Annotated in this window: 21 protein-coding genes; 6 read left to right on the forward strand and 15 right to left on the reverse strand. The window is 60.8% G+C overall.

Features of this window, described 5'->3' with window-relative positions; genetic code table 11:
• Positions 1–84: 84 nt before the first annotated feature.
• From HU765_RS01880 to serC, 7 genes are all read right to left on the reverse strand, one after another.
• Positions 85–711, reverse strand: a complete 627-nt coding sequence (locus tag HU765_RS01880) for a glutathione S-transferase (RefSeq protein ID WP_186618831.1) — start codon at positions 709–711, stop codon at positions 85–87.
• Between the two features lie 103 nt (positions 712–814).
• The gene (locus tag HU765_RS01885) at positions 815–1,741 is read right to left on the reverse strand and encodes a LysR family transcriptional regulator (protein ID WP_186618832.1); all 927 of its coding nucleotides are present in this window, start codon (positions 1,739–1,741) and stop codon (positions 815–817) included.
• 346 nt (positions 1,742–2,087) lie between these two features.
• Complete coding sequence (gene glyA / locus HU765_RS01890; protein WP_186546202.1) at positions 2,088–3,353, reverse strand: serine hydroxymethyltransferase; 1,266 nt, start codon at positions 3,351–3,353, stop codon at positions 2,088–2,090.
• A 25-nt stretch (positions 3,354–3,378) separates the two neighbouring features.
• Positions 3,379–4,560, reverse strand: coding sequence for an aspartate aminotransferase family protein (locus tag HU765_RS01895; protein WP_186618833.1), 1,182 nt, complete (start codon positions 4,558–4,560; stop codon positions 3,379–3,381).
• A 23-nt stretch (positions 4,561–4,583) separates the two neighbouring features.
• Positions 4,584–5,429 carry a YggS family pyridoxal phosphate-dependent enzyme gene (locus HU765_RS01900; protein ID WP_186546204.1) on the reverse strand — a complete coding sequence of 282 codons (846 nt, stop codon included), beginning with the start codon at positions 5,427–5,429 and terminating at the stop codon, positions 4,584–4,586.
• Positions 5,429–6,682, reverse strand: a complete 1,254-nt coding sequence (locus tag HU765_RS01905) for a benzoate/H(+) symporter BenE family transporter (protein WP_186546205.1) — start codon at positions 6,680–6,682, stop codon at positions 5,429–5,431. The genes HU765_RS01900 and HU765_RS01905 overlap by 1 nt, the downstream gene beginning before the upstream one ends.
• 123 nt (positions 6,683–6,805) lie before the next feature.
• Positions 6,806–7,888: a 3-phosphoserine/phosphohydroxythreonine transaminase gene (gene serC / locus HU765_RS01910; protein ID WP_186546206.1), complete on the reverse strand. Its 1,083-nt coding sequence runs from the start codon at positions 7,886–7,888 to the stop codon at positions 6,806–6,808.
• Positions 7,889–8,022: 134 nt separating this feature from the next.
• Here serC and HU765_RS01915 point away from each other — a divergent pair, with 134 nt between their 5' ends.
• Positions 8,023–9,519, forward strand: a complete 1,497-nt coding sequence (locus HU765_RS01915; RefSeq protein WP_186618834.1) for a PLP-dependent aminotransferase family protein — start codon at positions 8,023–8,025, stop codon at positions 9,517–9,519.
• Here the strand turns inward: HU765_RS01915 and HU765_RS01920 are convergent.
• Both HU765_RS01920 and HU765_RS01925 read right to left on the reverse strand, forming a co-directional pair.
• A complete protein-coding gene (locus HU765_RS01920; protein WP_186546208.1) occupies positions 9,516–9,692 on the reverse strand; it encodes a hypothetical protein in 177 nt (58 codons plus the stop codon). The two genes, HU765_RS01915 and HU765_RS01920, sit on opposite strands and share 4 nt — an antisense overlap.
• A gap of 30 nt (positions 9,693–9,722) precedes the next feature.
• The gene (locus HU765_RS01925; RefSeq protein ID WP_186546209.1) at positions 9,723–11,021 is read right to left on the reverse strand and encodes a serine hydroxymethyltransferase; all 1,299 of its coding nucleotides are present in this window, start codon (positions 11,019–11,021) and stop codon (positions 9,723–9,725) included.
• A gap of 259 nt (positions 11,022–11,280) precedes the next feature.
• Between HU765_RS01925 and HU765_RS01930 the strand changes: the two genes are divergently transcribed.
• The 5 genes from HU765_RS01930 (at position 11,281) to HU765_RS01950 (ending at position 15,865) form a co-directional block, all read left to right on the forward strand.
• Entirely contained in the window at positions 11,281–12,495 is a 1,215-nt protein-coding gene (locus tag HU765_RS01930) for an MFS transporter (RefSeq protein WP_186546210.1), read from the forward strand.
• Between the two features lie 156 nt (positions 12,496–12,651).
• Positions 12,652–13,614 carry a diiron oxygenase gene (locus HU765_RS01935; RefSeq protein WP_186618835.1) on the forward strand — a complete coding sequence of 321 codons (963 nt, stop codon included), beginning with the start codon at positions 12,652–12,654 and terminating at the stop codon, positions 13,612–13,614.
• Complete coding sequence (locus HU765_RS01940; RefSeq protein WP_186618836.1) at positions 13,611–14,672, forward strand: 2Fe-2S iron-sulfur cluster-binding protein; 1,062 nt, start codon at positions 13,611–13,613, stop codon at positions 14,670–14,672. The genes HU765_RS01935 and HU765_RS01940 overlap by 4 nt, the downstream gene beginning before the upstream one ends.
• Positions 14,673–14,709: 37 nt before the next feature.
• Positions 14,710–15,420: a glutamine amidotransferase gene (locus tag HU765_RS01945; protein ID WP_186618837.1), complete on the forward strand. Its 711-nt coding sequence runs from the start codon at positions 14,710–14,712 to the stop codon at positions 15,418–15,420.
• A 76-nt stretch (positions 15,421–15,496) separates the two neighbouring features.
• Complete coding sequence (locus HU765_RS01950; protein WP_186546214.1) at positions 15,497–15,865, forward strand: antibiotic biosynthesis monooxygenase; 369 nt, start codon at positions 15,497–15,499, stop codon at positions 15,863–15,865.
• Positions 15,866–16,065: 200 nt separating this feature from the next.
• Here HU765_RS01950 and glmS read toward each other — a convergent pair whose 3' ends face one another.
• From glmS to atpG, 6 genes are all read right to left on the reverse strand, one after another.
• A complete protein-coding gene (gene glmS / locus HU765_RS01955; protein WP_186618838.1) occupies positions 16,066–17,898 on the reverse strand; it encodes a glutamine--fructose-6-phosphate transaminase (isomerizing) in 1,833 nt (610 codons plus the stop codon).
• A 2-nt stretch (positions 17,899–17,900) separates the two neighbouring features.
• Positions 17,901–18,677 (reverse strand): DeoR family transcriptional regulator, encoded by a 777-nt coding sequence (locus HU765_RS01960; protein ID WP_186618839.1) that lies wholly within the window; start codon positions 18,675–18,677, stop codon positions 17,901–17,903.
• Between the two features lie 209 nt (positions 18,678–18,886).
• The gene (glmU, locus tag HU765_RS01965) at positions 18,887–20,254 is read right to left on the reverse strand and encodes a bifunctional UDP-N-acetylglucosamine diphosphorylase/glucosamine-1-phosphate N-acetyltransferase GlmU (RefSeq protein WP_186618840.1); all 1,368 of its coding nucleotides are present in this window, start codon (positions 20,252–20,254) and stop codon (positions 18,887–18,889) included.
• A gap of 117 nt (positions 20,255–20,371) precedes the next feature.
• Positions 20,372–20,797: a F0F1 ATP synthase subunit epsilon gene (locus HU765_RS01970; protein ID WP_016772407.1), complete on the reverse strand. Its 426-nt coding sequence runs from the start codon at positions 20,795–20,797 to the stop codon at positions 20,372–20,374.
• Positions 20,798–20,842: 45 nt separating this feature from the next.
• Positions 20,843–22,222, reverse strand: coding sequence for a F0F1 ATP synthase subunit beta (gene atpD, locus HU765_RS01975; protein WP_007911961.1), 1,380 nt, complete (start codon positions 22,220–22,222; stop codon positions 20,843–20,845).
• 27 nt (positions 22,223–22,249) lie between these two features.
• Positions 22,250–23,110, reverse strand: a complete 861-nt coding sequence (atpG, locus tag HU765_RS01980; protein ID WP_007911960.1) for a F0F1 ATP synthase subunit gamma — start codon at positions 23,108–23,110, stop codon at positions 22,250–22,252.
• Positions 23,111–23,115: the final 5 nt, after the last annotated feature.

A 23,115-nucleotide genomic window follows, 5' to 3' on the forward strand; every position in this document is an offset into this window, starting at 1 on the left:
CCAGCGGCTGTGCACTGGGACTGCAACCGCTGCTCGCCGGCGTGCCAAGGTGAACGTTCCATCACGATTCCCCCCCTGCGCCTGTCAGGCTGAAGTTTGCAGACCGGCGATCGTGCGCGGCATGCCGACGAAACCGGGCAAGGCTTCGACCCGGGCCAGCCAGGCGCGAACGTTGCCATAGTCGTCCAGCGAGACATTGCCCTCCGGCGCGTGGGCGATATAGCTGTAGGCGGAAACGTCGGCAATGCTCGGTTCGGCGCCGGCCAGGAACGCAGTTTTGCCCAACTCGACATCCATTACCTTGAGCAGATTGTGCGCACGGGCGATCGCTTCTTCAGCGTTCAACTGGGCACCAAACACTGTCACCAAACGCGCGGCCGCGGGGCCAAAGGCAATCGGGCCGGCCGCGGCGGACAACCAGCGCTGCACCCGCGCCGCACCGACAGGGTCGGCCGGCAACCAACGCCCGTTGCCGTATTTTTGCGCCAGGTACACCAGAATCGCGTTGGAGTCGGCGAGCACCACGCCGCCGTCATCGATGGCCGGCACCTGGCCAAAACTGTTGATCGCCAGATAGGCAGGCTGCTTGTGCTCGCCTTTCGCCAGATCGACGAAAATCAGCTCGGTCGGCAACTGCAACAGGGACAACATCAGCTCGACGCGGTGGGCATGGCCGGAACGCGGGAAGTTGTAGAGTTTGATCGCTTGCATGGTCGACTCCGCTGGGTGAGGGTGGCGTCCGAGTTGACGTCACCGATGGCAGCAATCTTCCACGTTTGTTCAAAACAACAGAATAACCAGCAACCGCAATCGATTATTTCACTGGGTGTAATAACGCTGCGTTCTGCAGGGCCGGGTGCTCGCGCAAGGCCTGCACGGTGAAGTCGACGAAACTGCGCACCCGTGCTGCAGCCTTGCGTCCGCCCTGATAGACAACATGAATGGGCAATGCCGGCAGCTCGAACTCGGCGAGGACGATCTCCAGTTCGCCGGCCGCCACCTTGCTTGCCACTTGATACGACAGCACCCGCGTCAACCCCAGGCCGAGACAGGCCGCCGTGATAGCCGCCTGGTTAGCAGTTACCACCAGCCGCGGCTCAGGGCGCACGAGCAACGGTTCGCCGTGTTCCAGAAACGGCCAGTTGCGTGGCTGCCAGGCAGCAGAAGTCGCCACCACCGGCATTGCGGACAGCGCCTGCGGATGTTGCGGCCGACCATGTTGCGCCAGGTATAGCGGCGAACCACACACCACGCGCCGCACCTCGCCGACGCGAATCGCATGCTGACTGCTGTCCGGCAGTTCACCGATGCGCACCGCCACATCAATGCCCTCCTCGACCATGCTCACCACCCGATCGAGCAACAGCGCATTGATCGAAACGTCCGGATACTGCGTCAGATACGCCGCCATCAGCGGCGTCACGAACAGCTCGCCAAACAACACCGGCGCCGTCACCGTCAATTGCCCGCGCGGCTGCGCATGGCTGCCCGCCGCCGAATTCTCAGCTTCCTGCACTTCCAGCAGAATCCGCCGACAGTCGTCCAGATAACGCTGACCGGCTTCGGTCAGATGCACGCTGCGCGTGGTCCGCACCAACAACTGCGTACCGATCCGCAGCTCCAGCGCCGCCACCGCCCGCGTCACACTCGCCGCCGACAACCCCAGCCGCCGCGCAGCGGCAGAGAAACCCTGCTCTTGAGCGATGGTGATGAAGATGTGCATTTCCTGGAAGCGGTCCATGAAATTCCCCCGGGTCGGACACAACAATCGCAGCCGAAGCTGCGATTGTTGGAGTGTTGAATTTTGTGAATCAGAACTGTCGCACTGGGCTTGATGCCGCCCTGACAGCCAGTCATGCGAGCAGTGAAACATCAACATTGCCGTCCCGGTACATTGGGCGTAAAGCGAATTGATCACAATGATCAATTTATTAGAGTCGCAAGCGCCTGTTGTCCTGGCATCTGGATGCGGCTTTAGGATTGTGGGCAATTGCCAGGTCAATGGTGCGTGGGCGTGGCCAAAGGGATCGCCTGATAAAACAGTTAATACCAGGCCACCACCCGATCAGGCAATGGCCGGGCCAGACTCAGCGATAGACCGGAAAACGACGGCACAGCGCGACAACCTGTTCGCGCACGTGGTGCCCGACCTTGTCACTGCTTCCGTTTTCCAGGGCGTCCAGTATGTCGCATAACCAGCCGGCCACTTGCTCGCAGGCTTCCACGCCAAACCCGCGGGTGGTCACCGCCGGGGTACCGATACGAAGGCCGGATGTCACAAACGGTGAGCGCGGGTCATTCGGTACCGAGTTTTTGTTGGCGGTGATATAGGCATTGCTCAGGGCCGCGTCTGCCTCCTTGCCGGTGTAGGGCTTGTCGGACAGGTCGATCAGCATCATGTGGTTGTCGGTGCCGCCCGAGACGATCTTGTACCCGCGCTTCTGCAACACCCCGGCCATGGCCCGGGCGTTGATGACCACTTGGGTCTGATAGATGCTGAACTCAGGCGCAAGCGCTTCCTTGAACGCCACGGCCTTGGCTGCGATCTGGTGCATCAGCGGCCCGCCCTGAACGCCGGGAAACACAGCGGAATCAAGCTTTTTGTAGAAAGCTTCATCCTGTCCCTTGGACAAAATCAAACCGCCGCGTGGCCCACGCAGGGTTTTGTGTGTGGTGCTGGTGACCACATGCGCATGGGGCAGCGGGTCTGGGTATTCGCCCGCGGCGACCAGCCCGGCGACGTGGGCCATATCGACCCAGAAAATAGCCCCGACCTTGTCGGCAATGCTGCGCATGCGTGCCCAGTCCTTGTACCGCGAATACGCAGAAAAACCACCGATCAGCATTTTTGGGCGTGTCTGCAGTGCGATTCGCTCCATCTCGTCATAGTCGAGAAAGCCGGTTTTCGGGTCCAGCCCGTAAGGCACGATGGTGTAGTGACGCCCCGAAAAGTTGGCCGGGTTGCCGTGGGTCAAGTGACCGCCCTGGGCCAGGTTCATACCCATCACCGTATCACCGGGGTTGATCAGCGCCAGGAAGACCGCCGCGTTGGCCTGGGCGCCCGCATGGGGTTGTACGTTGGCGTAGTCGCAGTCGAACAGGGCCTTGACCCGCTTGATGGCCAGCCGCTCGGCTACATCGACGTACTCGCAACCGCTGTAATAGCGCTTGCCGGGGTAGCCTTCGGCGTACTTGTTGGTGAGCACCGTGCTCTGGGTTTTCATGACCAGCGGGCTGGCATAGTTTTCCGAGGCGATCAGCTCGATATGGTCTTCCTGGCGATGCTCTTCGTTTTGAATCGATTCATACAACTCAGGATCGAAAGCGTGGAGGGTCAGCGTCGAGTCGTACATGGGCAAAGTGTCCTTGGTCAAGAATTCAAGCGGCGGGTGACAGCAGGCGGGTGATGCGCGCGGCGATGTCGTCGATCTGTGCGTCATCGCAGATCAGCGGCGGCAACAGGCGCACGGTGTTGCCGCGTGTGACGGTGATCAGCAGACGTTGTTCTTCACGGGCCCGGCCGACCAGTTCGGCGCACGGGCCATTGAGTTCAATGCCGATCATCAAGCCGATGCCGCGAACGGACACCACCTGAGGATGGTTGCCCAGCGCGAGCTTCAAGGCCGCCAACAAGCGGCGGCCCGACGCTGCGGCGCGTTGCGGGATGTGATCGCGCTGCATGATGTCCAGCACTGTGCAGCCCACGCGGCACGCCAGCGGGTTACCGCCGAACGTGGACGCATGGTGGCCGGGGGAAAACAGCTGGGCGGCCTTGCCCCGCGCCAGGCATGCGCCGATGGGGAAACCGTTGCCCAGCGCTTTGGCCAGGGTAATGACGTCCGGCTTGATGTCCGCATGCTCAAAGCCAAACCAGGTACCGGTGCGGCCCAGCCCGGTCTGCACTTCATCGATCATCATCAGCCAGTCATGTTCATCACACACTTGGCGCAGGGCCTGCAGGTAGCCGGCAGAGGCGGCGTGCACGCCCCCCTCACCCTGCACCGGCTCGACGAGCACCGCGACGATATCGGGAGACTGCGCCGCGATCTGGCGAATCGCCTCGATGTTGTCGAAAGGCACCCGCACAAAGCCCGGCATCAGGGGCTCGAAGCCGCGATGCACGGCGGGGTTGCCGGTGGCGGCGAGAGTGGCCAGGGTGCGCCCGTGAAAACTGTTTTCCATCACCAATACTTGCGGCTGGGCCACCTGCCGCGCGTTGGCATGCAGGCGGGCCAGTTTGAGCGCCGCCTCGTTGGCCTCCGCTCCGGAGTTGCAGAAAAACGCCCGTTGCATGCCCGATAACAGGCACAGTCGTTCGCCCAATTGCTCCTGCCATGGGATGCGAAACATGTTGGTCGTGTGCAGTAACACCGAGGCCTGTTCGGCGATGGCCGCGGCAATTTCGGGGTTGGCATGCCCCAGGCTCGTCACCGCCACGCCGGCGATGGCATCCAGGTATTCAACACCCTCGGTGTCCCACAACGAGGCGCCCTGGCCTCGGCTGAACGAAACCGGTTGTCGGGCTGAGGTGTGCATGAGGTAAGCGGGTGCAGCGGACATTGCGGGCCTCCTGTAGAGGGGGATCAACGGCTGGGTGTGATCGATAACAACGTGTCTTCAATGGGAGGGCGGGCATCAGCGGTCGGCCAGTAATACGCATCCGGCATGGCTCGGGCACCGAAGATCGCCTGCCCGACGCGCACCACGGTCGAGCCCTCTTCAATGGCGACTTCAAAATCACCCGACATGCCCATCGACAACTCTTGCAGCGACACCCCGTCAGGGGCGCAATGACGCAACCGGTCGCGCAATTCACGCAGCCGGACGAAGCAAGGGCGTACCCGCAGCGCGTCGGCCGAGAACAGCGCCAGCGTCATCAACCCGCGAACCCGCAGCGTCGGGAACGCTGGCATTGCCTCAAGGAAAGCCGCCACGTCATCGGGCGCCAGCCCGTACTTGCTGGCTTCGCCGGAGGTATTGACCTGAACGAACACGTCCATCTGCCGATCCAGAATGCGCAGGCGACGGTCCAGCGCCTCGGCCACCCGCAGGCTGTCCAGGGCCTGGAATTCACTGGCGAAGCGCGCGACCTGCTTGGCCTTGTTGGTCTGCAAGTGGCCGATCACCGACCATTGCAAGTCTTGCAGGTCGGTCATGGCTTCCCACTTGCGCTGTGCTTCCTGCACCTTGTTCTCGCCCAACAGGCGGCAACCGGCGGCATAGGCCAGACGCAGATGAGCTTCATCAAAGGTTTTACTGACCGGCAGCAAGCGCACACCGGCCGGATCCCGCCCTACCCGATGGCACGCTTGGACAATGCGTTGCTGCACGGCGGCCAGGTTGCGGCGAAAGTCTTCGACACTGTCGGCCTGTGGGTAACGACCATGGCGCGCATGCAGGATGTTGAGGTCTTCGGTTTGATCAGGCATCAGTTGGCTGCTCCCTTGGTAGACACTGCAACCGGTTCGGCCTGTGGGCCTGCAGTCTTTTCACGACGCGGCAACTGCCCATTGAGTACGACATAGGCGGCCAGGCCGATGACCAGACCCCAGAACGCGCCACCGATGCCCAGCAAGGTGATATTGGCCGCGCAGGCCAGGAACGTGATCAGCGACGCTTCCCTCGATTTCACGTCCGCCATGGCATTGGCCAGGCTCGCGCCGAGTGTGCCCAGCAGAGCCAGCCCGGCCAGGGTGGTGATGAAGGTCGCCGGGAAGGCCATGAACACCGCCGCCAGGGTTACGCCGAAGATCCCCACCAGAATGTAGAAGATGCCCGCGGCCACGCCTGCGATCCAGCGTTGGGACGGGTCTTCCGACGCTTCCTTGCCCGTGCAGATAGCGGCGGTAATGGCCGCGATGTTGAAGGCATGAGAACCGAACGGCGCCATCAGCAGAGAACCCAGCCCGGTCACGCTGAGGATCGGGTTGGCACTGGTGTTGAAGCCGTCACTGCGCAGCACCAGCATGCCCGGCATGTACTGCCCGGTAAGGGTGATCAGAAACAGCGGCAACGCCACGCTCAACAACGCATTGATCGAGAACTCCGGGCGGGTGAACACCGGTGTCGCAAACTCCAGCGCCAGCCCCGTGAAATCCACGCGTGCCTGCATCAGCAGAAAGCCAAGCCCCAGCAGCAGAATGCCGACGACCGCGTAGCGCGCACTTAAACGCTTGAACAGAATGTAGGCGCCGATCAACACCCCGACCAATAACGGGTCGACGCTCATGCTGGCAAACGCACCGATGCCGAACTGCAACAAGATGCCGCCCAACAAGCCCGCTGCTACACCCGGCGGGATCAGGCGGACGGCTTTTTCAAAGTAACCGGATACGCCCAGCAGCACGAACGCTGCAGCCGAAATCATGTACGCCCCAATGGCTTCGGCGTAGGGTGTGGTCGCCAGGGCGACGATCAAAAATGCCGCCGCCGGGGTCGACCATGCGGTGATGATCGGCTCGCGGCTCATCCAACTGAGGAACAGCCCGGTCACCCCTACCCCGATCGACACAGACCAGACCCACGAAGCCGTCAGCTCGGGGCTGAGCCCTGCGACCTTGGCGGCCTGAAACACCAGGATGAAGGTGCCGCCGTAATTGACGATCACCGAAATCAACCCGGCAACCACCGGGTGCAGCAGGTCCCGCAGACGCAGGGACGAGAGGGATTGAGTAGATGACATAGGTCTTGGCTCCTTGCTGGACGATGCATCCGGCCGCTGGTAGGCGGTCATTTATAGCGGTTGAATGGCGGGTTTTACCCCTACGCTTTAACGCAGCAGACCAGACCACTTTTTGTGGTCGGCTCAGCCGTGCTCACGTGCAAAGGCGCTCATGAAATCGCACAGCGCTTCGACTGCCGCCACTGAAACGGCGTTGTAGAGGCTGGCGCGCAGGCCGCCGACGCTGACGTGGCCTTTGAGGCCGTTGAGGCCGGCCTGCTCCGCTTGCCGCAAAAAGGTCTTCTCCAGCGCCACTTCTGCCAAGCGGAAGGGCACGTTATTGATGGAGCGATAGGGTGCCTGCACCGAGTTGCGATAAAACCCGTCACTTTCATCGATGGCGCGGTAAAGCATTCGCGCCTTGGCCTGGTTGCGCTGATGCAGGGCCTGCAGACCGCCACTGCGCTTGATCCACTTGAGCGTCAGGCCTGTGAGGTACCAGGGGAAGGTCGCAGGGGTATTGAGCATCGACTGCGCGTCGCTGATGCGCGCGTAGTTGAGGATGTCCGGGGTAAAGGCATGGGAACGCTCCAGCAACGCCGGGTCCACGATGACCACCGTCAACCCGGCCACGCCCATGTTTTTCTGCGCGGCGGCATACACCAGCCCATGCCTGGCGATGTCGATCGGCTTGGACAGCAGGCTTGAACAGGCATCGCATACCAGCGGCGCGTCGCTCGAGGGCGTGTCGATGAACTGCACGCCGTGCACCGTCTCATTCTCGGTGTAGTGCAGGTAGGCGGCGTCGGCGTTAAGGCGCCAGTCCGAGGCGTGGGGGACATGGTCGAAACCGGACGCGTGGGCGCTGGCAACCACGCGCACATCGCAGTAGCGCCGGGCGGCCTCGATCGCCTTGCCCGACCAGAGGCCGGTGTGCAGGTAATCCGCCGTGCCTTTATCGCCGATCAGGTTCATCGGCACTTGTGCGAACTGCAACGAGGCGCCGCCTTGCAGGAACAGCACTTTGTAGGCGGGCGGCACCCCGAGAATATCGCGCAGGTCCCGTTCGGCATCACGGGCCACCGCCATGAATACCTGCGAACGATGGCTGATTTCCATCACCGACATGCCGGTGCCGGCAAAATCGAAAAACTCCTCGTGCGCCTGAGTGAGGACGTCCAACGGCACCGCGGTGGGGCCTGCACTGAAGTTGTGTGACCGAGCCATGGTTGAGTAACTCCTGTTCGAGAACGCTCGCCCTCGCGTCATCAATCGAGGTAAAGGTGCAGTAGCGAGGGCCAGAGTCTACGGATAAACTGGCCTGCCTTTACCTGCCAGTTCATGGAAAGAGAGCAGACCACATGGCCAAGACCTTCGAGCTGGAAACCCTGAAGATGCGCCTCAACGACGCTGAATTTCAGCTGCTGGATCTGCATCAGCGGATCCAGCGTGCATTGCGTGCGCTGATTCTCGACGGCGCCCTCGGCCCCGGCTTGAAACTGCCCGCCACGCGGGTGCTGTCCAAATCACTGGGGTGCGCCCGCGATACCGTTGAGAATGCTTATGTGCAGTTGCATCGGGACGGGTTTATCGTGCGCCGCGAAGGCGCCGGCAGTTACGTCTGCGACACGGTGGGCGTCGAATTGCGCGGTGCTGGCCGCCGACGCCTCAGGGCTCAGGAGATCAGGAGCAGCGTCGCCGCACCGGGCGCAGCACTCAGCCAACGCGGACGCATGATCTTCGACACCGGCGGCGTGCGCGATCAGCAAGTCATCAAGGCATTCGCTACCGGCCTGCCGGAAACCCGCAGTTTCCCGACGGATGTCTGGGAGCGTTTGCAACGCCAGGTCATGAAGGACTATCGCGCAAGCGTGCTGCTGCATGGCGATCCACAAGGGGCTGAGCCCCTGCGCAAAGCGATCGCCACCTACCTGAACCTCGAACGCGGCGCCAAATGCTCCCCCGACCAGATACTGGTCTTGAGCAGTACGCGTCAGGCGTTGTATCTGTGCGCGCAATTGCTGGTAGACGCCGGCAAGCCGATCCTGATGGAAAACCCCGGCTACTATGGCGCCCGCAAGGCCTTCCAGATCGCCGAAACCAAGGTGATGCCCATTGATGTCGATGAACAGGGCATCCGTACCGACCTGTTGTACGCCGACCGCAGCGGCGCCAATTGCGTGTATGTCACGCCCTCTCACCAATACCCCACCGGCGCGACATTGCCGCTGGAGCGGCGTCTTGAGTTGATCAATTGGGCGGCGCAAAAAGGCAAGTGGATCATCGAGGACGACTACGACAGCGAGTTCCATTACGACGGGCAACCCACGGCGTGCGTGCAAGGCCTGGACAAGTATCAGCGCACGCTCTACATCGGCACGTTCAGCAAAACCCTCTACCCCGGACTGCGCATGGGATACATGGTGCTGCCCTGCGAACTGGTCAAGCCCTTTGCCTATGCGCGCAGCATGATGGACGGCCACACTCCGCAAACGCTGCAACTGACGCTGGCGCGCTTTATGGAGGACGGCCATTACAACGCGCATGTCCGGGCCATGCGCAAGCTATATGCCGGACGCCGATCGATCATGCACGACGCCATCGGCAAGTACTTGAGCACGGTGGTCAACGCCGAACTGCCGCCGGGCGGGTTGCAAATCCCCTGCTTGTTGAAAGCCGGATGGTCCGAGGAAAAAACCATCCGCCAGGCCGCCACTGCCGGCGTGCAACTGTCCGGCCTCAGCGGCTTGTACGCGGGCGAACCGAAGCAACAGGGCTGGCTGCTGGGTTACTCCTCACTGACCGCGTATGAAATAGAAGCCGCCATGTTGCGTCTGGCCAACGCCCTGAAAATCTAATGGCCCAGCGCATAGTTCATCAGCAACTGCTGGGCCTGGACGGCCATCCGCGCACGCCGGGGCAGCATGGAGTGTTCAACCGTGCTGACGGGTTGCGGCTTGGCGGTGGTGAACAACCTGAAACGTGACGTGCGGGTAGCCGCCAGGCGGCCGGTGGGGATGATGTCGGGCATCGGATTTCCTTTGCAAAAAAGCGCAGACGGTTAATACGGCAGCCTGAAACGCTTGGTCAGGTCGCTGATACCTTCACGAATCGAGCGTTCAGTGCGGCCGTCAAGGGCACCGCTGCGTACGCCACCGAGCATGGCCAGAATCATGTCGCCGATCTCTCTGAATTCATCGACCCCCATGCCACGCGAAGTGCACGCCGCACTGCCGAGACGAATCCCGGACGTCACGGTGGGCTTGACCTCATCGCCGGGCACCACATTTTTGTTCACGGTAATACCGATTGCCTCCAGCGCTCGTTCGGCGACATTCCCCGCCAGGCCCCACGGCCGCAGGTCAATCACCCCCAAGTGACAGTCGGTCCCTCCCGACACGACCAACAACCCACCTTCAGCCAATCGGCCGCACAAGGCCTGGGCGTTGGCGACCACGGCGTGGGCGTAAGCGCCGAACGCCGGTTGCAATGCCTCACCCAGCGCCACGGCCTTGGCTGCAACGATATGCATCAGTGCTGCGCCCTGCAGGCCGGGGTACACCGCTGCATTGATCTTCTGCGCAATGGCCTGCTCATTACACAGGATCATCCCGCCACGCGGGCCGCGCAATGTGGCATGGGTACTGAGGGTAGTGACATGGGCGAACGGCACAGGAGACGGATACGCACCACCCGCGACCAGCCCTGCAACGTGGGCAATGTCGGCCATCAGGTACGCACCCACCTCGTCGGCAATCGCACGAAACCTGGCGAAATCCAGCGCTCGTGAATACGCCGAGGCCCCTGCGATGATCAGGCGTGGACGTTCTTGTCGGGCGATCTGCTCGACCTGATCCATGTCGACCCTGTGGGTCACCGGGTGCACGCCATAGCTGAGGGCCTGAAACCAGCGCCCGGACAAGTTGAACGCAGCACCATGGGACAGGTGCCCACCGGACTTGAGGTCAAGGCCGAGGATCTTGTCCCCCGGCGCCAGCAGAGCCAGAAACACCGCCTGGTTGGCCTGGCTGCCCGAATGAGGCTGCAGGTTGGCATAGGCACAGCTGAACAGCTGCCTGGCCCGTTCGATGGCGAGCTCTTCAATTGCATCGACATTGCAGCAACTGGCGTAATAGCGACGCCCTGCGTAGCCCTCGGCATATTTGTTGGTCAGTACCGACCCTTGGGCTTCGAGCACCGCACGACTGACCACATTCTCAGCGGCGATCAGCTCGATTGACTGCACTTGGCGCTGGCGCTCGGCGTCAATGGCGCGCCACACCTGCCCGTCCACCTGGGGCAGCGCAACGCCACTGACCCCAGGCAGAGCGTGGCCCTCCTGATAAGCGAAATGCGGCATGGTCACTCCTTTGTAAACGCCCGATAACACGCCGCACTACCCTAGCCGCCCAAGGGCCGGCCAACCATACCAGTTCACTCGGTTGTTGCAGACCACCGCACCCAAAGTCCTTGCCACGCGTCTAAGCGGGGGCAGGCGTGGTGAAATCGCCGCCATTAAAAGTGGTCTGGTGGCCGCATCGGTAATGGACTATCGCGCAAGACCGGCGCCTTATTAAGCTCTGCGCCGGATTTGCCATGCTCACTACACGGGTTTCGCCATGACGATTCGTATCGGGTTGCTGCCTCAGGTCGCCGCCGCACACTTTGTCAGTCATTTGCACATCATGGTGCTGGCGGCGCTATTCCCCTTGCTTCCGGCTTTTTTCAACGTGGAATATGTGGAGCTGGGCCTGGCGTTGAGTCTGTTCAATATCGTTACGGCGCTGGTGCAGGCACCCATGGGGTTTGCCGTGGACCGCTACGGTGCCAGGCGTTTGCTCTCGGTCGCGCTGGCACTGGGCAGCAGCAGTTTCCTGCTGATTGCACTCATGCCCGGCTACACCTGTTTGTTGATCGGCATGGTGCTGGCCGGTGTCGCCAACGCCATTTATCACCCGGCCGACTACGCCCTGCTGTCGCGCCACATTGACCCCGCCCACATAGGTAAGGCGTTCTCCGTGCATACCTTTGCCGGGTTCCTTGGCGCGGCCGTGGCCCCGGTGTTTTTGCTGAGTATCGCGATGGCGAGCAACCTGCCCATGGCCTTCGCGGCTGCGGCCCTGGTGGGCTTTTTCGTGCTGGCGCTATTGTTGCTCCCTGGCTCCGCACTGGCCCGAGTCACTCACGTGTATCCCGCTGCAGAGCCGACACCCATCGGCGCCAGTCGCCTGTCGCTGCTCTCGCCTATGGTGCTCAGCCTGACCCTGTTGTTCGTGCTGCTGAACCTGAGCACCGGCGCGATTGAGAAGTTCTCGGTCGCCGCCCTGATGCAAGGTCAGGGCGTGGCCTTGACTTGGGCCAACTCGGCGTTGACCGCCTTCCTCTTTGCCAGCGCTTTCGGCGTGCTGGCGGGGGGAGCATTGGCCGACCGGACTCGCCGCCATGGCGTAGTCGCGGCCAGCGCGTTCGCCTTGGCCACCGTGCTGATGCTGCTGGTCGCCACGGCACGCTTGAGCGAGCCCGCACTGCTGATCGTGCTGGGGGCTGCGGGCTTTCTGACTGGAGTGATCGCCCCGTCCCGCGACATGCTGGTACGGGCGGCTGCCCCGAAGGGTGCTGAAGGCAAAACCTTCGGCATCGTCTCTACCGGCTTCAACATCGGTGGCGCCATCGGGCCAGTCGGGTTCGGCTGGCTGCTCGACCAAGGTCAGCCCAACGCCATTTTCTGGGCCAGCGCCGCCTTCATGAGCCTGACCGTTGTACTGACCCTGATACAGGAGCGGTCCATGGCAAGGGTCCGAAAAATGGCAGCACTCCAAGTGGCTTTCAAGTGACCTGAATCAATAGCCGCCACGTGTTTTTGCCGCAGACTTGAAGGGCGCCGTCCCGCATTTATTGCGCTGCACCCCTCGCTTGTGCGCACTCGTTATTTTTGCAAGGACTGCACGGTAAACCCCAACACCAATAGCCGATTCCCTTGGAGTTAAAACATGGAACGTTTGAATTGTGGTACCGATGACGTAGTAAAAAACATGCTGGCCAAACTCTCCACGCTCTGGAAAACCCGCGCGGCCGTCAACAACCCGCAACCGAACTACTGGGGCCTCGCCTTCGATGCCGACAAGCACGACTTCAGTCTGTCGCTGTTACCGTTTCGTCATCACCAGGCCTGGCTCGAAGCCCCTCAGGACCTGCAATCCAAATGTCTGTCCTATGCGTGGGGCATCTACAACCTAAAGACCATCTACATCGAATGCAATGTGGTCGTGCCGGCCTGCGAGGACATTATCAAGACCCCGCCGCCGAGCAACAACCGCGCCCTGCTGCAAGACGTGATGTCTCAGGCACTGCTCGACGAAGCCCTGCACACGCGCATGTCCATCATGGCCTGCAACTATATCTATGACATGCGCAAACTCCCCCCTCTGGACTTCAGCGCGTTCAACCTGGTGACCTGGCGCGAGGCCCTCTTGGCCAACTGCACTGCCGAATGGGAGCGACGCCTGACCCGCTTCGGCGTCGCGTGTGCCAGCGAAACGCTCATCACCGACTACCTCAAGACCATGGCCGAGGACGCCAGCATTCAGGCAGTGTGCCATGAGGTCACGCGCACCCATGCCATGGACGAGTGGAGCCATTCCAGCGTCTTCAGCTTCGTCGCTTCCGACATCGTCAATGGCCTGAGCCGCAAGGAACGCGAGTACCTGCGCGCGATCATCCTGCGCACGGTGCAGATGTTCGCCAATAACGAAATGGGCGCATGGTCCAACGTGTTTTCGATGCTGGATTTCCCCCACGCCGGCGAGATCGTGCGTGACGTGGGCGACAACAACGAAATCAGCGTCTACACCGACTCGCTCGAAGCCCTGATAGACCGGATCGGCTTGACCGGCAACGGCCTCAGCAGTGCCGAGCATGCCATTGAAACCTTAGGCGAGAAGGCCCGCGCATGAACGGCATGGCATTCCTCACGGCCCTGTGCGAACACGTAAGCACTGAAACGGCCAACGTAAAAGTCTTCACCCTGCGCGCGGTGGACGCCCCCGTCGAATTTCTCGACAGCCTGGAGGCTGGCAGACACGTGGCCCTGCACGCCGCTGACATGGCGGGCACCTATCACCAACGGTTGTATTCGATCACGCGCAAGCATGGCGTCGACCGGTTCGACATTGCGATCAAGCGTGAAGGCCATGGCGGAGTTTCGGACCAGTTGCACACTACGCTGCAAGCCGGCTCAAGCATCGCGATGCAGTTTGTCGCAGGTGATATTTCGCTGGAGTCGGTTCTGGGTTGCCGCCAGGTCGGCATGCTCGCCGGCGGCATCGGCATCACCTTGCCGATTGCATTGTTGCGTGGCCTGGCCGAGCGTGCGCGACGCGGATTGGCGGTGCCCGATGTGAGCCTGCTGCTGTGTGTGCCGTCCATCGCCGAGATTGCGTTTCTACAGGAGTTGCTGGAGCTTGAGCTGACCACATCGTGGTTCTCCTTGCAGGTGTTCGTAACCCGCGAAGCGGTCAACAACAACGGACACTTCAGCGCCGGTCGTCCGCAGATCCAGGACCTGAGCCGGCTGGGTAATCCCGACCGCGTGGTGATCTGCGGCAGCCATGGCTTCGCCCAGGGCATGCGCGAACACACCCTGGCCATGTTCCCCGCGAGCCGCTTGCTCATCGAGTCATTCACACCACCGGCCGCGCCGGCCTGCGCCGCTCAGCCGCAGGCTCAAGCCGACGCGACGCTGCGCCTGCACTTGAACCACAACGATCAGGTGCTGGAGCCGCCCGCCGGCAAGAGTTTGCTGGAGATGCTTGAAACCAGCGGCATCGCGGTGCGCAGCCTTTGCCGCGCCGGCATCTGCGGTCACTGCCGGCTGAAGGTATCGGAGGGTCACTACACCCTTGAACCCGACTTTTGCCTGACCGACAAGGACAAGGACGACGGCTACGCCCTCGCCTGCTGCACCTTCCCGCAATCCGGGACGATCAAAGTCGACCTCTCAACCACGGTATGAACACTTACCGCCCTTACTTCAACAACTGGTTTTTTCCATGAAAACTGCCATTGCATTGCGCCACATTCACTTCGAAGACGTTGGCACCCTGGATGCCGTTCTCGCCGAAGCAGGCTATACGCTGATTTACCTGGACCCCACGGTCGACGCCATCTACAGCGAGCCGGTGCTGCAGGCCGACTTGTTGATCGTGCTCGGCGGCCCGATTGGAGCCTATGACGAGCATTTGTATCCGTTTTTGCACGACGAGTTGAAACTGGTGCGCCAGCGCGTTGCGTCGGGAAATCCCCTGCTGGGCATCTGCCTCGGTGCGCAACTGATCGCCCGGGCCATGCAGGCCGACGTCTACCCGATGGGGGTCAAGGAGATCGGTTTTTCACCGCTGACCCTGACCGCGGCCGGTCAAGACTCGCCGCTCGCCGCACTGATGGACACCCCCGTGCTGCACTGGCACGGCGATCAGTTCGATGTGCCAGAAGGCGCTGTGCTGCTGGCCAGTACCCCGGTGGGTGCTCATCAGGCGTTCGCCGTGGGCAACACGATTCTCGGCCTGCAATTTCACCTCGAAGCCGATACCGCCAACATCGAGCAATGGCTGGTTGGCCATGCCAGCGAACTTGCACAAACCGGCATCGACCCTGTTGCGCTGCGCAGCGAGGCCATTCACCTCGGCGACCGCCTCACCCGCGCCGCGAGCCAAGTCATGCGGGCCTGGCTGAACAACCTGGGCGCCCCGATAAAACACTGATAGCGGTCGGGCACCCGCCCAGCGCATTTGCACCGTGTAAAACCACCTGAAAAATATCAAGGATGAGGAATCAAAAATGATCGTCGTTTTGTTTGAGTTACAGGCACTGCCAGGCCAGGGCGAGACCTATGTTGACCTGGTCAACAAGCTGACCCCGCTGCTTGAACCCATGGACGGGTTTATCTCCGTCGAGTGCTTTCAAAGCACGCTCAACCCCAAGAAGGTGATGTCGGTCACTACCTGGCGCGATGAGGAGGCCGTGGTGCAATGGCGCAACGTGACAGCCCACCTGTCGGCACAGCGCGCCGGACGCGACAAAATCTTCGATGACTATCGCGTGCGTGTGACATCGGTGATTCGTGATTACGGTCTGCGTGATCGCGAACAGGCACCGTACAACGTAGTGGTCGACGGTGAACCCGGCGCGGCTGCCGCGGTGGTTTAACGGCGTATTCTCGTCACCTGCACAGGGGCGAGAAATTTATTGCCGACTGTGGTGAGCAGGGCTCACCGCAACCCGCTCTTCGACATCGATAATCCCGCAACGCCCATTCGTACATTCGGTAGAAGCCCTTAAATAGAAAAAGCCCCTGAAATCAGGGGCTTTGGCATTGCTCGAAAATCTATTCTTTAGCGGTGGATAACTTACTCCACCGTCACCGACTTCGCCAGGTTACGCGGCTGGTCAACGTCCGTGCCCTTGAGCACCGCGACGTAGTACGACAGCAACTGCAGCGGAATCGTGTAGAGAATCGGCGAGAGGATGTCGTGGATGTGCGGCATCTGTACGACGTGGGTGCCTTCGCCGTTGGTCATTCCGGCTTTCTCGTCGGCGAACACCACCAGTTCGCCGCCACGGGCGCGGACTTCCTGCAAGTTGGACTTGAGCTTTTCCAGCAGTTCGTTGTTGGGCGCGACGGTGACCACCGGCATGTCGTTATCTACAAGCGCCAGCGGGCCGTGTTTCAACTCCCCGGCCGGGTAGGCTTCGGCGTGGATATAGGAGATTTCCTTGAGTTTCAAGGCACCTTCCATCGCCACCGGGAACTGCGCGCCTCGGCCGAGGAACAAGGTGTGGTTTTTCTCGGCAAACAGCTCGGCGATTTTTTCCACGGTGCTGTCCATCGCCAGCGCTTCGCCCAGACGGGTGGGCAGGCGGCGCAGTTCTTCGACCAGTGTGGCTTCGACGCCTTGGCCTAACGTACCGCGAACCTGACCCAGCGACAGGGTCAACAGCAGCAGCCCGACCAGTTGCGTGGTGAAGGCTTTGGTGGAGGCCACACCGATTTCGCGGCCGGCCTGGGTCAGCAGGGTCAGGTCGGATTCGCGCACCAGCGAGCTGATGCCGACGTTGCAGATGGCCAGGCTGGCGAGGAAACCCAGCTCTTTGGCATTGCGCAGGGCCGCCAGGGTGTCGGCGGTTTCACCGGACTGTGAGATGGTCACGAACAAGGTGTCCGGCTGCACCACGACTTTGCGATAGCGGAACTCGCTGGCGACCTCGACCTGGCAGGGGATGCCGGCCAGTTCTTCAAGCCAGTAGCGGGCAACCATGCCGGCATGGTAACTGGTGCCGCAGGCGACGATTTGCACGTTGCGGACCTTGGCGAACAGCTCGGGCGCTTGCGGGCCGAAAGCCTGTACCAGCACTTGCTGGTCGCTCAGACGGCCTTCGAGCGTGCGTTGTACCACCGCCGGTTGTTCGTGAATTTCCTTGAGCATGTAGTGGCGGAATTCGCCTTTGTCGGCCGCTTCGGCACCGTCGCTGTATTGCACAGTCTGACGCTCGACCGCTTTGCCGGTGACGTCCCAGATCTGCACGCTGTCGCGTTGAATTTCGGCGATATCGCCTTCTTCCAGGTACATGAAACGGTCGGTAACCTGACGCAGGGCCAGTTGGTCGGACGCGAGGAAGTTTTCACCCAGGCCGAGGCCGATCACCAGCGGGCTGCCACTGCGCGCGGCGACCAGACGATCCGGCTGCTTGGCATTGATCACCGCCAGACCGTACGCACCGTGCAATTCCTTGACCGTAGCCTTGAGCGCAACGGTCAGGTCAGGCTGGTCCTTGAGCTTGTGCGTCAGCAAGTGCGCGATCACCTCGGTGTCGGTGTCAGAGGTAAACACGTAACCCAGCGCCTTGAGCTGTTCGCGCAGCGCTTCGTGGTTTTCAATGATGCCGTTGTGCACCACCGCGATATCGCCGGAGAAATGCGGGTGAGCGTTGCGCTCGCACGGGGCGCCGTGGGTGGCCCAGCGGGTGTGGGCAATACCAAGTCGCCCCACCAGCGGATGCTCGGCCAGCGCGGCGTCAAGTTCGCTGACTTTACCCGGGCGGCGCATGCGCTCAAGGGTTGCGTCGTTGGTAAAAACAGCTACACCGGCACTGTCATAGCCGCGGTATTCGAGGCGCTTGAGGCCTTCGAGAAGGATGGCAGTGATATTACGTTCGGCCACTGCGCCAACAATTCCACACATGTTTAATTCTCCTGACTGACAGCCGCGCAAATCACGTTGATACCGCGGGATTGGAGCTGATCGCGTGCAGCATCGGGCAGGCGATCATCGGTAATGAGGGTATGGACGCTGCTCCAGGGCAACTCCAGATTGGGAATCTTGCGACCGATCTTGTCGGCTTCGACCATGACAATGACTTCGCGCGCGACTTCGGCCATCACGCGGCTCAGACCCAGCAACTCATTGAAGGTGGTGGTGCCACGCACCAGGTCGATGCCATCGGCACCGATGAACAACTGGTCGAAGTCATACGAGCGTAGTACTTGCTCGGCGACCTGGCCCTGAAAGGATTCCGAATGCGGATCCCAGGTGCCGCCGGTCATCAGCAGCACCGGCTCGTGCTCAAGTTCGCTCAGGGCGTTGGCGACGTGAAGGGAATTGGTCATCACCACCAGACCCGGCTGCTGGCCGAGTTCGGGAATCATCGCCGCGGTAGTGCTGCCGCTGTCGATGATGATGCGCGCGTGTTCACGGATGCGTTTGACCGCCGCACGAGCGATCGCCTGCTTGTAGCTGGAAACGCTCTGGGCAGGTTCCGCGACCAACTCTTGGGGCATGGTGATTGCTCCGCCGTAGCGACGCAGCAACAGACCATGGGTTTCAAGCGCAGCCAGATCCTTGCGAATCGTAACTTCCGAAGTTTCGAAGCGTCTGGCCAGCTCGTCGACACTGACCTCGCCCTGCTCGTTGAGCAAGGCGAGAATATTGTGACGGCGCTGGGGCGTGTTGCGTTTCGACATGGCGGCTTAAGTTTCGATTCGAAAGATAACGAAAGCAATCAAAACCTATTAGATGAAAATCGTCAAGTCGCTGATTGATTTTTTACAAACGCAAAAACGAATGTGGGAGCGGGCTTGCTCGCGAATGCGGAGTGTCAGTGCCAAATGTGCACCTGATACACCGCATTCGCGAGCAAGCCCGCTCCCACATATTTTCCGCTGTGGATAACTCAGTCTTTCTTGATCTTTTCCGGCCGCTTCCAGCCGTCGATGTTCTTTTGCCGTGCACGGCCAACGGCCAATTGCGCGTTATCCACATTCTGCGTAATGGTCGAACCGGCCGCGGTGGTTGCACCGTTGGAGATATCCACAGGCGCGACCAGCGAATTGTTCGATCCGATGAACACGTCCGTACCCAATACGGTTTTCCACTTGTTGGCGCCGTCGTAGTTGCAAGTGATGGTGCCCGCCCCGATGTTGGTGCGCGCGCCGATTTCGGCATCGCCCAGGTAGGTCAGGTGCCCGGCCTTGGCGCCCTCGCCCAGGTGAGCGTTTTTCAACTCGACAAAGTTACCCACATGCGCGCGTGCTTCGAGCACCGTGCCAGGACGCAGCCGCGCGAACGGGCCGGCATCGCTGCCCTCCCCCAGCACAGCGCCTTCGATGTGGCTGTTGGCCTTGACCACTACGCCTTTACGCAGGGTGCTGTCCTTGATTACGCAATTCGGGCCGATGACAACGTCGTCTTCGATCACCACATGACCTTCGAGGATCACGTTGATATCGATCAGTACGTCGCGGCCCACAGTGACTTCACCGCGCACATCGAAGCGCGCCGGGTCACGCAGGGTCACGCCTTGCGCCATCAAACGGCGACCGGCACGCAACTGGTAATGACGCTCCAGCTCGGCCAGCTGTTTGCGATCGTTGGCACCCTGCACTTCCATCGGATCGTGCGGCTGTTCGGTGGCCACCACCAGACCGTCGCTGACCGCCATCTCGATCACGTCGGTCAGGTAATACTCGCCCTGGGCATTGTTGTTCGACAGGCGACTCATCCAGTCGGCCAGGCGATTGGCCGGCACGGCGAGGATTCCAGTGTTGCCTTCGGTAATTGCCCGCTGTGCTTCGCTGGCATCTTTGTGTTCTACGATCGCCGCAACTTTGCCATCAGCGTCGCGCACGATGCGGCCATAACCGGTCGGATCGTCCAGCTCAACAGTGAGCAAACCCATCTGCCCGGGCACGACATGCTTGAGCAGGCGCTGCAGGGTCTCAACTTCGATCAAAGGCACGTCACCATAGAGGATCAATACCGTGTCGGCGCTGATGAATGGCACTGCTTGAGCCGTGGCGTGACCCGTACCCAGTTGCTGGTCCTGCAGAACGAAGTTCAGATCGTCGGTGGCCAGGCGCTCGCGTACCGCATCGGCACCATGGCCAATGACCACATGAATGCGCTGTGGATCAAGTTGCCGCGCACTGTGGATAACATGACCCAGCATGGAGTTGCCGGCAATCGGGTGCAATACCTTCGGCAGTGCCGAGCGCATACGAGTGCCTTGACCGGCCGCGAGAATAACGATTTCGAGAGACATGACTGGCTACCAATCCTGGGTGGTCAGCAACTGCGACCGGGGTTTGAAATTCTGAAAAGAAAAAAGGGTAGCCGAGGCTACCCTTTTTTATCAATCGCACAACAAGCGGCTGACGGATTAACCGCCAAACTTCTTGCGGATCTGCTGGACGGTGCGCAGCTGGGCTGCAGCCTCGGCCAGACGTGTGGCAGCGGCGCCGTAGTCGAAGTCCGCGCCTTTTTCGTTCAGCGCATTCTCGGCAGCCTTGAGCGCTGCCTGAGCCTGAGCTTCATCCAGATCGGCGGCACGTTGCACAGTATCGGCAAGCACCTTGACCATGTTCGGCTGAACCTCGAGGAAACCACCGGAGATGTAGAACACCTCGGCTTCCCCGCCTTGCTTGATCAGGCGGATCGGACCCGGCTTGAGATTAGTGATCAGCGGCGCGTGACCCAGAGCGATACCAAGATCACCCAGTGCACCGTGCGCAATCACCATCTCGACCAGGCCGGAAAAGATTTCCCCTTCCGCGCTGACGATATCGCAATGGACTGTCATAGCCATCTGATTGCCTCAACCTAAATTAGCGCCCGTTGCCGGGCGCCGGGATTACAGTTTCTTGGCTTTCTCGATCGCTTCTTCGATGCCGCCAACCATGTAGAACGCTTGTTCTGGCAGGTGGTCGTAGTCACCGTTGAGGATGCCTTTGAAGCCAGCAATGGTGTCTTTCAGGGAAACGTATTTACCCGAGGCACCGGTGAAGACTTCAGCCACGAAGAACGGCTGCGACAAGAAGCGCTGGATCTTACGAGCACGGTTTACCAACTGTTTGTCGGCTTCCGACAGCTCGTCCATACCCAGGATCGCGATGATGTCTTTCAGCTCTTTGTAACGCTGCAGAACGTACTGGACGCCGCGAGCGGTGTCGTAGTGGTCCTGGCCGATCACGTTCGGGTCCAGCTGGCGCGAAGTCGAATCCAGTGGATCTACCGCCGGGTAGATACCCAGGGAAGCGATGTCACGGGACAGAACGACGGTGGCGTCCAAGTGGGCGAAGGTGGTCGCTGGCGACGGGTCGGTCAAGTCGTCCGCCGGTACGTATACCGCCTGGATCGACGTGATCGAACCTTCCTTGGTCGAAGTGATACGTTCCTGCAGAACGCCCATCTCTTCGGCCAGGGTCGGCTGGTAACCTACTGCCGAAGGCATACGGCCCAGCAGTGCGGATACTTCGGTACCGGCCAGGGTGTAACGATAGATGTTGTCGACGAACAGCAGAACGTCGTTACCTTCGTCACGGAACTTCTCGGCCATGGTCAGGCCGGTCAGTGCTACGCGCAGACGGTTACCCGGCGGCTCGTTCATCTGACCGTAAACCAGTGCCACTTTGTCCAGAACGTTGGAGTCCTTCATCTCGTGGTAGAAGTCGTTACCCTCACGAGTACGCTCACCCACACCGGCGAACACGGAATAACCGCTGTGCTCGATGGCGATGTTACGGATCAGTTCCATCATGTTTACGGTTTTGCCTACACCGGCACCACCGAACAGACCGACTTTACCGCCCTTGGCGAACGGGCAAACCAGGTCGATAACCTTGATGCCGGTTTCCAGCAGGTCGTTGCCGCCCGCTTGTTCAGCGAACGAAGGTGCTGGACGGTGAATGCCCCAACGCTCTTCGGTGTCGATCGGGCCAGCTTCGTCGATCGGGTTGCCGAGGACGTCCATGATCCGGCCCAGAGTCGCTTTACCGACCGGTACGGAGATGGCTGCGCCAGAGTCGGTGACTTCCAGACCGCGCTTCAAGCCTTCGGTGGAACCCATCGCAATGGTGCGAACCACGCCATCGCCCAGCTGCTGCTGAACTTCCAGGGTGGTTTCAGCCGCGCTCACTACTTTCAGCGCGTTGTAGATGCTCGGTACGCTGTCGCGTGGAAATTCCACGTCGATAACGGCGCCGATGATTTGAACGATACGTCCGCTACTCATAGCTGGATCCTCTGAATATTTGAACCGTTAAACCGCGGCAGCGCCGCCGACGATTTCCGAGATCTCTTGGGTGATCGCAGCCTGACGCGCCTTGTTGTAGATCAGCTGCAAATCGCTGATCAAATCACCGGCGTTGTCGGTAGCGTTCTTCATCGCGATCATCCGCGCAGCCTGTTCAGCCGCGTTGTTCTCGACCACCGCCTGGTAGACCTGCGACTCGACGTAACGGACCATCAAGCCGTCAAGCAGCTCTTTGGCGTCCGGTTCGTAGAGATAGTCCCAGTGGTGCTTGAGATCCTGATCCGGGGTCGCCACCAATGGAATCAACTGCTCCACGGTAGGCTGTTGCGTCATGGTGTTGATGAACTTGTTGGACACCACGGACAGGCGGTCAATACGGCCGTCCAGGTAGGCATCCAGCATCACCTTGACGCTGCCGATCAGATCATTGATCGACGGCTCTTCACCCAGGTGGCTGATAGCTGCAACGACGTTACCGCCGAAGTTGCGGAAAAAGGCCGCACCCTTGCTACCGACTACACACAGATCAATCTCGACGCCGTTTTCGCGGTTTACCGCCATGTCCTTGACCAGGGCCTTGAACAGGTTGGTGTTCAAGCCGCCGCACAAACCACGGTCACTGCTCACGACGACATAACCGACGCGCTTGATTTCGCGGTCGATCATGAACGGGTGGCGGTATTCCGGGTTGGCGTTGGCCAGATGCCCAATTACCTGGCGGATACGCTCCGCATAAGGACGGCTAGCAGCCATGCGCATTTGTGCCTTGCGCATTTTGCTGACCGCCACTTTTTCCATGGCGCTGGTAATCTTTTGCGTGCTTTTGATGCTCGCAATCTTACTGCGAATCTCTTTTGCGCCTGCCATGTAAC

The organism is Pseudomonas sp. SWRI81, from assembly GCF_014268545.1.
Taxonomy (GTDB): Bacteria; Pseudomonadota; Gammaproteobacteria; order Pseudomonadales; family Pseudomonadaceae; genus Aquipseudomonas; species Aquipseudomonas hamedanensis.